Source organism: Limnohabitans sp. Rim8 (assembly GCF_945869175.1).
Classification (GTDB): Bacteria; Pseudomonadota; Gammaproteobacteria; order Burkholderiales; family Burkholderiaceae_C; genus Limnohabitans_A.
The window spans coordinates 1-11,689 of sequence record NZ_CAMBNZ010000087.1 but is presented as its reverse complement, the minus strand read 5'-3'; the positions used below and the strand labels follow the sequence as shown (position 1 = coordinate 11,689).

The following is an 11,689-nucleotide window of genomic DNA, read 5'->3' as shown; positions in this document are numbered from 1 at the left end:
TCTTTCGACCAACTCATAAATTGGAATCGACGTGGTCACCATCTCTGATTTCCACATCTTTTTTACTTCATGAGCGTTTGTTAGCTAATTAAAGCTAAGTTCCGAAGAACTTGGCAATCACCATCAAACGCCCACGCTTATCGGCTGTAAGTTTTTAAAGAACCCAGATGAATTTGAATTCACCTTAAATGCCTCGCTGCGATCAGCGAAGCCTTATATTGTTACACAGTTTTCACAATCCGGTCAAGTTGATCAAAAAATAATTTCAATCATTTCCGACTTTGCTGATCACTGCTGGTTTTTTGCAAACCTTGCTACTTTTCAGCGAAGCCTTAAATTATGACACGTTTTTTAAGACTGCATCAAGCTTTTGAACTTTTCTCAACGAATCAAGATTCTTCCATCAGCATGCTTGCTGTGCTCATTGTTGGTGTCTTTCGAAACAACACCACTGATCAGGGAAGCTTTATATTATGGCATAACTTTTTGTGCCTTGCTAAGTTTTTTGCTGTGATCTGGCATGTTTTGCATCCCCAGGGCCGGATAATGGGTCATGGCTTTACTCACACTTTTGAACGCTTCTTTGGCCTTTGGCCACGTTGCACTCCTTGATCACGCCGACTTCTCGCTGGAGACGTCTGAACGCATCGGCCTGATTGGTCGCAACGGCACAGGCAAATCGTCCTTGCTCAAAATTCTTGCGGGCATGGAGCGCCCTGATGACGGTAATTTGCATCTGCAACAAGGCGTTCGCATTGCTTATGTGGCGCAAGAACCTGTCTTGATGGCCGAGCACACCATCTTTGAGTCTGTGCGCGAAGGTTTGGCCGAAGTGGTGCAGTGGATTGAAGACTACACCCACAGCCGAGGGGATCTGGATACGCTGCAAAGCCAAATTGAATCGCGCGACGGCTGGGGCTGGGAGCAGCGTCTAGACGAGACACTGCAGCGCTTGCAGCTCAACCCAAACGCCATCGTTCAGTCACTGTCTGGCGGCATGCGCAAACGCGTTGCCTTGGCGCAAGCTTTGGTGACACGACCTGACGTGCTCTTGTTAGACGAGCCCACCAACCACCTGGACCTGAATGCCATCACCTGGCTGGAGGACCTGCTCCTCGACTTCAAAGGCAGCGTCATTGCGATCACACACGACCGGGCTTTCTTAGACCGCATCGCCACACGCATCGTGGAGCTGGACCGGGGCAAGTTGCGACCTTATCCCGGCAACTATGCCGCCTACCAAATTCAAAAGGAAGAGCAGTTGGCGCAAGAGGCTGTGATTCAAGCCAAGGCCGACAAATTGCTGGCCCAAGAAGAAGTCTGGATCCGCAAAGGCGTGGAAGCTCGCCGCACCCGCAGCCAAAGCCGCATCACGCGGCTGCAAAATCTGCGCGGCGAACGCGCTGCTCGGCGCGAAAAAGTGGGCAATGTGCGCATGGAGGTCGCCTCGGGCGTCCCAAGCGGCAAGCTGGTGGCGGAATTGACCGACGTGAGCAAAAGCTTCCCCCAACCGGATGGCTCGGTGCGCACCATCATCCAAAAGTTCACCGGCACCTTGCTGCGCGGAGACAAAATCGGCCTGCTGGGGCCCAATGGCGCGGGCAAAACCACTCTGCTGAAATTGATTTTGGGCGAACTCGAAGCCGACAGCGGCGAGGTGCGTCGCGGCACCAAAATGGAAGTGGCCTACTTTGACCAGATGCGCGACGCCCTGGATCTGAACGCCACGCTGGAAGACTTCATCAGTCCGGGCAGCGAATGGATCGAGATTGGCAACAAACGCCAGCACGTGAAAAGCTATTTGGGCGATTTTCTGTTCTCACCCGCACGGGCCACCTCGCCCGTGCGATCCCTGTCGGGGGGTGAGCGCAACCGTCTGCTGCTGGCCCGCTTGTTTGCACGCCCGGCGAACGTGCTGGTGCTCGACGAACCCACCAACGACCTGGACATCGAAACCCTGGAACTGCTGGAAGAGTTGCTGCAAACCTACGAAGGCACCGTGTTCTTGGTCAGCCACGACCGCGCCTTCATGGACAACGTGGTGACCGGCATCATCGCCTGTGAAAGCGCACCGGACCAACCAGGTCTGTGGCGTGAATACGAAGGCTCGGTGCAAGACTGGCTGGTCCAGTCGCAACGCAGCCAAGCGATTCGGAGCCAGACCGCGCAGCGCAGCGGCGGTACAACCCAGGGCAGCGCTCCAGTGGCAGCCCCTGCATTGCCCGTGGCCGCCACACCCACCCGCAGCAAGCTGAGCTACAAAGAACAGCGCGAACTGGCCGAGTTACCTTCCAAAATCGAAGATTTGGAAAAAGAACAAGCCGAGGCCCGCGCGCAACTGGCGGACGGCAGCATTTACCAACGCGACCCGGGTCTGGCACAGCAGCTGTTCAAGCGCGACACCGACATCGACACCGCCTTGCTGGCGGCCATGGAGCGCTGGGAAATGCTGTCAGCCCGCTGAAACTGGAATGGCGTTTTTCTCAGATGCCGTGCCCGATTCCATCAGAACGCCAGATGCAAAGCCATGACGTCCTCTGAACTCAGCGCCCTGTTGGTGCTCGCCACCGTGAGCAGCTTCACACCCGGGCCGAACACCACACTGTCGACGGCCATGGCCGCTAACCACGGTTTGCGCCACGCCATGCGCTTTGTGTGTGCAGTGCCGGTCGGCTGGGGCATTTTGTTTTCTTTGTGCGCCACGGGGTTGGGCGGATTGGTGGTGGCTTGGCCGCCCTTGCGCTGGGGCATCGTGGTGCTGGGCAATGGGTATTTGCTGTGGCTGGCCTCACGCTTGTGGCGCAGCGGCAACTTGCAGCAAGCCGACAGCGCCAAGCTGCAGGTGGGCTTTTTGCAAGGTGTTGGCCTGCAGTTTCTCAACATCAAGGCCTGGATGTTGGCCCTGGCCATCGTGGCCGGTTGGGTGGCCGGGCGCGAAGACGCCACCGAGCGCACCCTGATACTCTTGCCCATCATGGTGGCCTATGGTTTTGTGAGCAACTTGACCTATGCGCTGGCGGGCTCGATGCTGAGGCACTGGCTGGCACACGGACGCCGATTGCTGGTGTTCAACCGCTGCATGTCCGGGGCGCTGCTTTTCACCGTGATGTGGTTATTGAATGGTTTGCTTTAAAGCGCCATCTGAAAACACGCCATGACACACAGGGACAACGAAACACGCGGACTTTGGCTCGGCCTGGTGGGTGTGTTCATCTTTGCACTGACACTGCCCATGACCAGATTGGCAACTGGCACTGTGGATGCTCCCCAGCTTTCGCCTTGGTTTGTCACTTGGGCGCGGGCCGCATTGGCCGGCGGCCTGTCATTGGTCTACCTGCTGGTGGTGCGGGCACCATGGCCTGCGCCTGAGCAACGTGGCCCCTTGCTGCTGGCTTTGGCAGGCAATGTGGTGGGCTACCCCCTGCTGCTGGGCTGGGCGCTGCGCCATGTCACGGCCAGTCATGCTGCCGTCATCACCGCACTTTTGCCCTTGGCCACGGCAGCGGCAGCGGCATGGCTCATGCACCAACGCGCCAAATTGGGGTTTTGGCTCTTCGCGGCTTTGGGCAGCGCCCTGGTCGCGGTCTATAGCTTGCTGCGCGCTGCACAAATGGGGCACGGTTTTGGGTTGACTTGGGCCGACACCCTGCTGCTGGGCGCGGTGGTAGCGGCATCACTCGGGTATGTGGCCGGGGCCAAAGTCACAGCCAGTCTGGGGGCCGAAAAAGTCATCAGCTGGGTCTGCGTCATGGCACTGCCCATCACCCTGCCCGGCGCATGGCTGACCTGGCCTGAGAACGCCATCGCTCCGGCCTCGTGGCTGGCCCTGCTCTATGTGGGCGTGTTCTCCATGTGGGCGGGCTTTTTCGCCTGGTTTCGCGGCTTGTCACTGGGTGGCCCTCTGCGGGTGAGCCAGCTGCAATTGCTGCAACCCTTCATCAGCATTTTGGCCGCCGTTCCTTTGCTGGGAGAATCACTGGATGCCATGACGCTGGGCTTTGCCCTGCTGGTGGTGCTCACCGTCTTCATGGGTCGGCGCATGGCCAACACCCCAACCCCAAAATAAAGACAACTCAAGGAGCAAAACATGCCTTGGACCCTGGCCCAACGTGCCCACAAGATGAACCCTTCGGTGATTCGCGAGATCCTCAAGGTCACCGAAAAGCCCGGCATCATCAGCTTTGCGGGCGGCCTGCCCTCGCCCCTGACCTTCCCGATCGACGCGGTGCGCGAGGCCAGCGAACGCGTGCTAAAAGAAGATGGCAAAGCCGCCTTGCAATACGCGGCCAGCGAAGGCTACGCCCCCTTGCGTGAGTGGGTGGCGCAAGACCTGCTCAAGCAAGGCATGAACATCAACCCCGACCAGGTGCTGATCACCACAGGCAGTCAGCAAGGCCTTGACCTGGTGGCCAAAATCCTGATCGACGCGGGCAGCCGCATTCTGGTGGAAACACCAACGTATCTGGGTGCGCTGCAAGCCTTCACCCCCATGGAGCCTGTGGCCGTGGGTGTGGACAGCGACGACCATGGCGTGGATGCCGCCGATCTGCGCACCAAGGTTGGCAGTGGAGCCGACAAGGCCCGCTTTGTGTACCTCCTGCCCAACTTCCAGAACCCCACGGGCCGCACCATGACCGAACCGCGCCGCGCCGCCGTGGCCCAAGTGGCCATCGAAACGGGTCTGCCGATCATCGAAGACAACCCCTACGGCGACCTGTGGTTTGATGCACCGCCCGCGCCCTCCCTCAGCTCGCGCCACCCCGAGGGCAGTGTGTACCTGGGCTCGTTTTCCAAAATTCTCGCGCCCGGCCTGCGCCTGGGCTACCTGGTTGCGCCACCCGCGCTCTACCCCAAAATGCTGCAAGCCAAGCAAGCCGCCGATCTGCACACGCCCAGCTTCAACCAGCGGGTGGTGGCCGAGGTGCTCAAGGATGGCTTCATCGAGCGCCATGTGCCCACCATCCGCGCGCTGTACAAGCAGCAATGCGAAGCCATGTTGGCCGCCCTTGACCGCGAAATGGTGGGTTTGGGCCTCACTTGGAACCGCCCAGTGGGCGGCATGTTCCTGTGGGTGCAACTGCCCCCGGGCCTCAAAGCCATTGCGCTCTTGGACAAAGCGGTCGAAAAAGGCGTGGCCTTTGTGCCCGGTTCGGCGTTTTACGCCGGGGCCGCCAACGAAAGTACCCTGCGCCTGTCCTTTGTGACCGCCACGGTGGACCAGATCAACACCGGCATGGCCGCGCTGGCTGCAGCCATTCGCGAATCGCTCTGATTGAGATGGCACAGGACTCCGTCATGAAAACCCGAGCCTTCCAACAAGTCGACGTTTTCACCGACACCGCCTTTCTGGGCAACCCGCTGGCCGTGGTGCTGGATGGCGAGGGTTTGAGCGACGCCCAAATGCAAGCCTTTGCCGCCTGGACACAGCTGAGCGAAACCACCTTCGTGCTGCCGCCGACACCTGAAGGCTATGCGGGAGGGGCTGACTACCGGGTGCGCATTTTCACGCCCGGGGCAGAGTTGCCGTTTGCGGGCCACCCGACCCTGGGCACCGCACACGCTTGGCTTCAAGCCGGTGGCCAGCCTCGGCGAGGCGGTCAACTGGTGCAAGAGTGTAGCGTGGGCCTGGTCACCTTGAAGGCAACAGCGGACCGCTGGGCTTTTGCCGCGCCTGTCTTGCAGCGCCAGACGCCCGCACCCGCCGTGCTGGCCGATGTGCTGGCGGCACTGGGCCTGCAAGAGGTCGAGGTGCTGGCCGCACAAGATTTGAACAACGGCCCCCACTGGTTGGGCATTTTGATCGACTCGGTGGACCGCCTTCTCGCACTGACGCCTGACCATGCGGCGCTCAAACGCCTGAACACCAAAGTGGGTGTTGCGGCCAAGCGGCAAGCCCCAGAGAGCGGCCTGATCCGCCGCGCCAATCGCGAGGCCCGTGCGTTCGCCCCGTCAACACACATCGCCAACGACCCCACCGACTTGGAGGTGCGGGCCTTTGCCGCTCCAGTGGGCATCGCCGAAGACCCGGTCACCGGCAGCCTGAACGCGTCGCTGGCGCAATGGCTGATGGCCGACGGCCACATGCCTGCCGCCTACAGCGCCCGCCAAGGAACCGTACTTGGCCGCGCGGGGCAGGTGTTCTTGTCGAAAGACGGGCAAGGCCAAATTTGGGTGGGCGGGGATGTGGTGGGCTGCATTCAGGGTTCGGTGAACCTCTGATCACACCAGCGACAGTCGAAAAACCCCGGACTGCGCACAATCGCAGCCCATGGGAACACTCTATTTAGTCCGCCATGGACAAGCCTCTTTCGGGGCCGACGACTACGACCAACTCAGCCCTTTGGGTCGCCAACAAGCGGTGCGTCTAGGCGAGTACCTGCGGCCCAAGTTGCAAGAACAAGCCATCGAAGCGGTGATGATGGGCAGCTTGAAGCGCCACCGACAAACCTGGGAAGGCATTGCCGAAGGCGCAGGGCTGCCGCACACCCCCTCGGTCTGGCCGGGTCTGAACGAATACGACAGCCACGCCCTGATCGCGTCCATCCACCCCGAGCCGCTGGCCAAACCCAATACGCCCGAACTGTACCGCCACCACTTTCGCCTGCTGCGCGACGCACTGCAGGCTTGGATGGCCGGGCGCACCCAGCCGAAAGGCATGCCCAGCTATGCCGATTTTGTGGGCGGCATTGAGGCAGCGCTAGACCATGTGCGGCAAAACCACTCGGGCGATGTGATGATCGTCTCCAGCGGTGGCCCCATATCGACAGCCGTAGGCCGCGTACTGGGAACCCCGCCCGAAACCACCATCGAATTGAACCTGCGCATCCGCAACACGGCGCTGACCGAGTTCGTGTTCAACCCGAAACGGCACATGCTGCTGACCTACAACACTTTGCCGCACCTGGACAGCGACGCGCACAAAGACTGGGTCACCTTCGCCTGAAGAGCAAAGCCCGTGGCCATGAATGTTCACCACAGGTACATTCCCTAAGCAATACCCTTTCGTTTTGCAGGCAAAATTGAACCATGAACAGTTCAACCGCCTGGTTGGCCCTCACGTCTTTGGAAGGGGGTATCCAGCTCACCACCACGCAAGCCGCCGATGCTCAAAGACTGGCAGGCGAGTTGGCGGTGTTGTTGGGCACATGGTCACTGGCATCCGCCGTCCAAACCTTGGTGGTGCCACTTCAAGGCGCCCAAGTCGGATTGGTCTGCAATTTGCGGCATGACTTCAGGGCGCATTGCATGCCAGGGCACGACACTTTGGCCCTGCACGAAAAACTGGGGCACACCCCTCAAACCGATGAAGCATGGGCCTTGGAACGCGAAATTTGGGTCGCGCTGCTGGGTTCTCCGCATCGTTTTCAATTTGCCAGCCTCGACGCGCTCACCTCTCACATCCGGGTGCGGCGCAACATGGCCTTGGACGCCCGCAAAACCGCCTTGGCTTTCAAAACCGAAGCGGCCGAACGGCCCCAAGCCTTTTGGCAAGACGGTGGCGACGAGGCCGGTTTCATTTTGCAGCCCGGTCGTTGCCTGGTCGATGCCCTGACTGCGGCTACCCAACCCGATGCCTCGGGCAAGCTCTACGACTTTTCTTGTTACCGGGCCACCGAATACGTGATTTTGCTGGGCATCGCACAAGAGCTCAAAACCGAAAATCCCGAACTGTTGGCCCAATTGCAAAGCCTCAACCAAGTTCACGCCGTGCGATCCGGTCAATTCCATGAGGTCTACCTGGTCGAGTACGGCAGCATGGAGGCCCCCTTGCCGGCGCGGTTTTATGTGCCGGGTGACCGTTTGTGGTTTCGCAACCCCGACGAACGCTCATCCGATGTCACCGGCTACGAAGGCTCTTGGGTCCTCTACATGGGCGGCGGCTTGTTCAGCAATTTCTGGAAGCGTGACACCCCCTACACACTCGAGTCCAAAGCCATCGAAATCTTTCACTGGAAAGACGGCGCTTACACCGACGCCCAAGGTGAACTGCAGATGGACGAATCGGTGGTGGAGGCCCTGATGGCGCAAACCGAAGCCAACCCAGCATCTCGGGCCCAGGTTTTGGAGCGGATGCTGCGCATGCGCGACCCCAAAGGCGTTTACGCCGAAGGTGGCTGCATCGACACCACCCGCGAATACCCCAAAAGCGTGAGCCGCGAACACTGCGAATTGGTGCTGCCCAGATTCTGAAGCGCGGGCGTTTTCAGCCCACTGAATCGCTCAAGGTCTCGGGCGGCAAACGGTCAATTTCACCCAACAACTGCGCCAGCGCCCGGCCTGCGGCGTCCAGCAAAGCCTGGCCTTTTTCGGCGGTGGCCGCCAAAGCATTGCCCGCCGCACCGTGGTGGTTGTAGTCCTGCATTTGCCAGCCGAGCTTGGCACTTTTGCCATTTCCCAAAATCTCAAAACGCTCAGCGCGGTCTTGCGAGGTGGAGCGGAAGTTTTGCGCCAAATCCATGCGCACGCGTTCCGGGTGCAGCGCCAGCATCATCGAGGTTTCGGTATCGCCCGCGTGCACACCAAAGCGGTGCTCCTCGGGGGAAAACAGGGCATTCACATCAACACCTTGCGCATCGCGCAGCGGCAAATTGAACCAGCTCACGCTGTAGACCAGCATGCCCAAGCGCGCCCGCAGGTCACGCGCCACGATGTCCATCACGCTCACTTGTCCGCCATGGGCGTTGAGCAGCACCAATTTTTTTACGCCACTGGCTGCGACCGACTCGCCGATATCGGTCCACAAACGGATCACCGTTTCGGCCTTCAGTGTCAAAGTGCCCGCAAAACGCGCATGCTCGGGGCTCAGGCCCACCGTTTGGGTGGGCAAAAACAAAGCAGACAAGTCAGATGGCAAGTGTGGCAAGCAGGCCGCCACCACGCCATCGACGAGGTCGGTGTCAACCGACAGGGGCAAATGCGGGCCATGCTGCTCAGTGGCAGCCACAGGCAGCACGGCGATGGTCCGATCAGGCGCCAAAGCCTGAAAATCGAGGGTGGTCCAGTCGGCCCAAAAACGCGAAGGGTTTTGCATAGGGGGCATCTTAATGGAGCCGGGGCGTGTACAGTGCCTTTCGCAGAGTGATGTTGGGGTGCCCCGCCCGAGGACTTCGGGGCCCAAAAGAAGGACTGGCGTGAAAGTTTCCGTGTTTTTCCGTGATCTGGTCACCGCTTCGCGCCAGAACTGGGCGATGGGCTGTGTCGCTTTTATGGCCTCGATGCTTCTCATGGCCGCATGGCCCATGACCAGCAGGGCGCAAACGGGCCCGCTTTTCTCGAGCAATAACTCGCCTACCCACTTATCCGCCACCAGCGCCCTGCTGCAAAGCGCTGCCAACGTGGTCAAAACCGACCAAGTGCAGGCCCAATTGCTGGTTCACGCGCCCCAAGGCATTCAGGCCGGCACCACTTTTTGGCTGGGGCTGCAAATCGAGCACCAGCCCCAATGGCACACCTACTGGCAAAACCCGGGCGACTCGGGCTTACCCACCCGGATGCAATGGCAGCTGCCCTCAGGCTTGCAAGCGGGCGATATCGCTTGGCCCTTGCCCAAAAAGATCCCCATCGGCACGCTGGCCAACCATGGTTATGAGGGCCGCTTGCTGCTGAGGGTGCCCGTGACTGTCGGTGCCCATTTTCAGTTTCCCGCCACGGGCGGTTTGCCGCTGCGCCTGCAAGCCGAATGGCTGGTCTGCCGCCAGGAATGCATCCCGCAAGAGGGCCAGTTGGCTCTGAACCTGCCCACTGCAGCGCCTCAAACCCAGCACACCCCACTGTTTGAAGCGGCGCGAACGCTCACACCCCAAACCCTGCCCCAGTTGAATCAGGGCGGCAGCTGGATCACGGGCGGCCAGACCCAAGTGTCGGACGATGGACAACACCTCATCCTGCGGGTGCACGGCCTGCCTGTGGGGTGGCGCGGCCAGACTTTGAGTGCTTTCCCGGTCACTGCCAACCTGGTGCACAACGCGGACACCCCCAGCAACGGCCAAAACAAACAATGGACACAAAACTGGCAAGGAGGGGTGTGGCGCGCCCAAATCCCGCTGTCTGCAGAGCGCAGCGACAACCCGAAAACCATGCGCTGGGTGGTCGCGGCAGGGCCGTCATCGGCCCCCAAGGCCCCGGCATTTGAACTGGACACGCCCATCACAGGCACTTGGCCTGCCACTGCACAAGCCACGCCCGCCGAAATTTCGCCCGCCCTGGCCAAGGCGCTGGCCGAGAATGCGAGCGCTGCCCCCAGACCCGCGGCATCGACGACCACTTTGGGCCTGACACTGGCCATCTTGGGGGCACTTGTCGGCGGTTTTTTGCTCAACCTCATGCCCTGCGTCTTCCCGGTCTTGGCCATCAAGGTGCTGGGTTTTACCCAAGCCGACACCGCGCAGTCGCAACACCGCGCTGCGGGCATGGCCTACACCGCGGGCGTGGTCCTGTCCTTCATGCTGCTGGGCGGCCTGATGCTGGGCCTGCGGGCTGCAGGCGAACAACTGGGCTGGGGCTTTCAATTGCAATCGCCCCCGGTGGTGGCGGGCTTGGCGCTGTTGTTCACCCTGCTCGGCCTGAACCTGGCGGGCGTTTTCGAGTTTGGACAGATGCTGCCCAGCAGCCTGGCCTCTTTGCAAAGTCGCCACCCCACGGTGAACGCCGGTTTGTCGGGCGTGTTGGCCGTGGCCGTGGCCTCGCCCTGCACCGCGCCTTTCATGGGCGCCTCGCTGGGCTTGGCGATCGCGCTGCCCGTGTGGCAGGCATTGCTGGTGTTTGCCGCCATGGGCATGGGCATGGCTTTGCCGTATTTGGCCGCCAGCTGGTGGCCGGGCATCGCCCGCGCCCTGCCGCGTCCCGGAGCCTGGATGGTCACTTTCCGCCAAGCCATGGCGTTCCCGATGTTTGCCACCGTCATATGGCTGCTGTGGGTGCTGGGCCAGCAAACCGGCATCGACGGCGCCAGCAGCCTGCTGGCCGTGTTGCTCGCGGTGGCTGGGTTGGTGTGGGCGTTGGGCTTGCAAGGCCGCACGCGTTGGGTTCTGAGTGGCTGTACCCTGGGCGCCTTGCTGTGGCTGGGCAGCAGCTGGTTGCCGGTGGCTTTGCGCGAGGCGCCAGCCCAAACGTTGGCCAACACCAGCGCGTCCCTCACCTGGCAAGCTTGGTCTGAAGACGCTGTGCAAACCCAGCTGGCTGCAGGGCGTCCCGTGTTTGTGGACTTCACCGCCGCCTGGTGCGTGACCTGCCAGTACAACAAAAAAACCACCTTGGCCGATGCGCGGGTACTGTCTGACTTTGCAGCGCGCCAAGTGGTGCTGATGCGCGCCGACTGGACGCGCCGCGACCCCGCCATCACGCAAGCCTTGACGGCACTGGGTCGCAGCGGTGTGCCGGTCTACGCCCTGTATGCGCCGGGCCGCGCACCGGTGCTCTTGTCAGAGCTGCCCAGCGTGGCCGAAGTGCAAACCGCCTTACAGGCGCTAAGGGGCCGTTGATTGCGGCCTGCCACAATAAGGGCATGAGCTCTTTCGCCCCCCTTCAAAACGACAGATTCTTGCGCGCCTGCCTGCGCCAAGCCACCGACCACACCCCCGTCTGGCTCATGCGCCAAGCCGGTCGCTACCTGCCCGAGTACTGCGCCACGCGCGCCAAAGCCGGCAGCTTCATGGGCCTGGCCACCAACGTCGACTTCGCCACCGAAGTC

The 11,689-nt window shown here is 61.0% G+C and carries 10 protein-coding genes; 9 read left to right on the top strand and 1 reads right to left on the bottom strand.

All coding sequences use genetic code 11. The annotated features are described in order from the left end of the window. Window positions 1-553: 553 nt before the first annotated feature. The 7 genes from Q0O19_RS11970 to Q0O19_RS11940 all read left to right on the top strand — a co-directional run bounded on the left by Q0O19_RS11970 (window position 554) and on the right by Q0O19_RS11940 (window position 8,190). Entirely contained in the window at window positions 554-2,464 is a 1,911-nt protein-coding gene (locus tag Q0O19_RS11970) for an ATP-binding cassette domain-containing protein (RefSeq protein ID WP_295523280.1), read from the top strand. Between the two features lie 63 nt (window positions 2,465-2,527). Next, complete coding sequence (locus Q0O19_RS11965; RefSeq protein ID WP_295523279.1) at window positions 2,528-3,133, top strand: LysE family translocator; 606 nt, start codon at window positions 2,528-2,530, stop codon at window positions 3,131-3,133. A 21-nt stretch (window positions 3,134-3,154) separates the two neighbouring features. Next, window positions 3,155-4,066, top strand: a complete 912-nt coding sequence (locus tag Q0O19_RS11960) for a DMT family transporter (protein WP_295523277.1) — start codon at window positions 3,155-3,157, stop codon at window positions 4,064-4,066. Between the two features lie 21 nt (window positions 4,067-4,087). Continuing rightward, the gene (locus Q0O19_RS11955; protein WP_295523275.1) at window positions 4,088-5,272 is read left to right on the top strand and encodes a PLP-dependent aminotransferase family protein; all 1,185 of its coding nucleotides are present in this window, start codon (window positions 4,088-4,090) and stop codon (window positions 5,270-5,272) included. Window positions 5,273-5,295: 23 nt separating this feature from the next. Then, a complete protein-coding gene (locus tag Q0O19_RS11950) occupies window positions 5,296-6,219 on the top strand; it encodes a PhzF family phenazine biosynthesis protein (protein WP_295523273.1) in 924 nt (307 codons plus the stop codon). A gap of 49 nt (window positions 6,220-6,268) precedes the next feature. Continuing rightward, on the top strand, window positions 6,269-6,943 hold the full coding sequence (locus Q0O19_RS11945; RefSeq protein WP_295523271.1) for a histidine phosphatase family protein: 675 nt from the start codon (window positions 6,269-6,271) through the stop codon (window positions 6,941-6,943). An 83-nt stretch (window positions 6,944-7,026) separates the two neighbouring features. Then, on the top strand, window positions 7,027-8,190 hold the full coding sequence (locus Q0O19_RS11940; protein WP_295523269.1) for a hypothetical protein: 1,164 nt from the start codon (window positions 7,027-7,029) through the stop codon (window positions 8,188-8,190). Between the two features lie 13 nt (window positions 8,191-8,203). Here the strand turns inward: Q0O19_RS11940 and Q0O19_RS11935 are convergent, their stop codons facing one another. Next, window positions 8,204-9,031 carry a creatininase family protein gene (locus Q0O19_RS11935; RefSeq protein ID WP_295523267.1) on the bottom strand — a complete coding sequence of 276 codons (828 nt, stop codon included), beginning with the start codon at window positions 9,029-9,031 and terminating at the stop codon, window positions 8,204-8,206. Window positions 9,032-9,131: 100 nt separating this feature from the next. Here Q0O19_RS11935 and Q0O19_RS11930 point away from each other — a divergent pair, with 100 nt between their 5' ends. Beyond that, a complete protein-coding gene (locus Q0O19_RS11930; protein ID WP_366939079.1) occupies window positions 9,132-11,480 on the top strand; it encodes a thioredoxin family protein in 2,349 nt (782 codons plus the stop codon). 23 nt (window positions 11,481-11,503) lie between these two features. Continuing rightward, window positions 11,504-11,689 (top strand): uroporphyrinogen decarboxylase family protein (locus Q0O19_RS11925; RefSeq protein ID WP_295523265.1); only part of this gene is annotated, 186 nt, incomplete at its 3' end.

Excerpts from the sequence above, each read along its gene's own strand:
- Q0O19_RS11970 (WP_295523280.1), top strand. The coding sequence starts at position 554 with ATGGCTTTACTCACACTTTTGAACGCTTCTTTGGCCTTTGGCCACGTT.
- Q0O19_RS11965 (WP_295523279.1), top strand. The coding sequence starts at position 2,528 with ATGACGTCCTCTGAACTCAGCGCCCTGTTGGTGCTCGCCACCGTGAGC.
- Q0O19_RS11960 (WP_295523277.1), top strand. The coding sequence starts at position 3,155 with ATGACACACAGGGACAACGAAACACGCGGACTTTGGCTCGGCCTGGTG.
- Q0O19_RS11955 (WP_295523275.1), top strand. The coding sequence starts at position 4,088 with ATGCCTTGGACCCTGGCCCAACGTGCCCACAAGATGAACCCTTCGGTG.
- Q0O19_RS11950 (WP_295523273.1), top strand. The coding sequence starts at position 5,296 with ATGAAAACCCGAGCCTTCCAACAAGTCGACGTTTTCACCGACACCGCC.
- Q0O19_RS11945 (WP_295523271.1), top strand. The coding sequence starts at position 6,269 with ATGGGAACACTCTATTTAGTCCGCCATGGACAAGCCTCTTTCGGGGCC.
- Q0O19_RS11940 (WP_295523269.1), top strand. The coding sequence starts at position 7,027 with ATGAACAGTTCAACCGCCTGGTTGGCCCTCACGTCTTTGGAAGGGGGT.
- Q0O19_RS11935 (WP_295523267.1), bottom strand. The coding sequence starts at position 9,031 with ATGCAAAACCCTTCGCGTTTTTGGGCCGACTGGACCACCCTCGATTTT.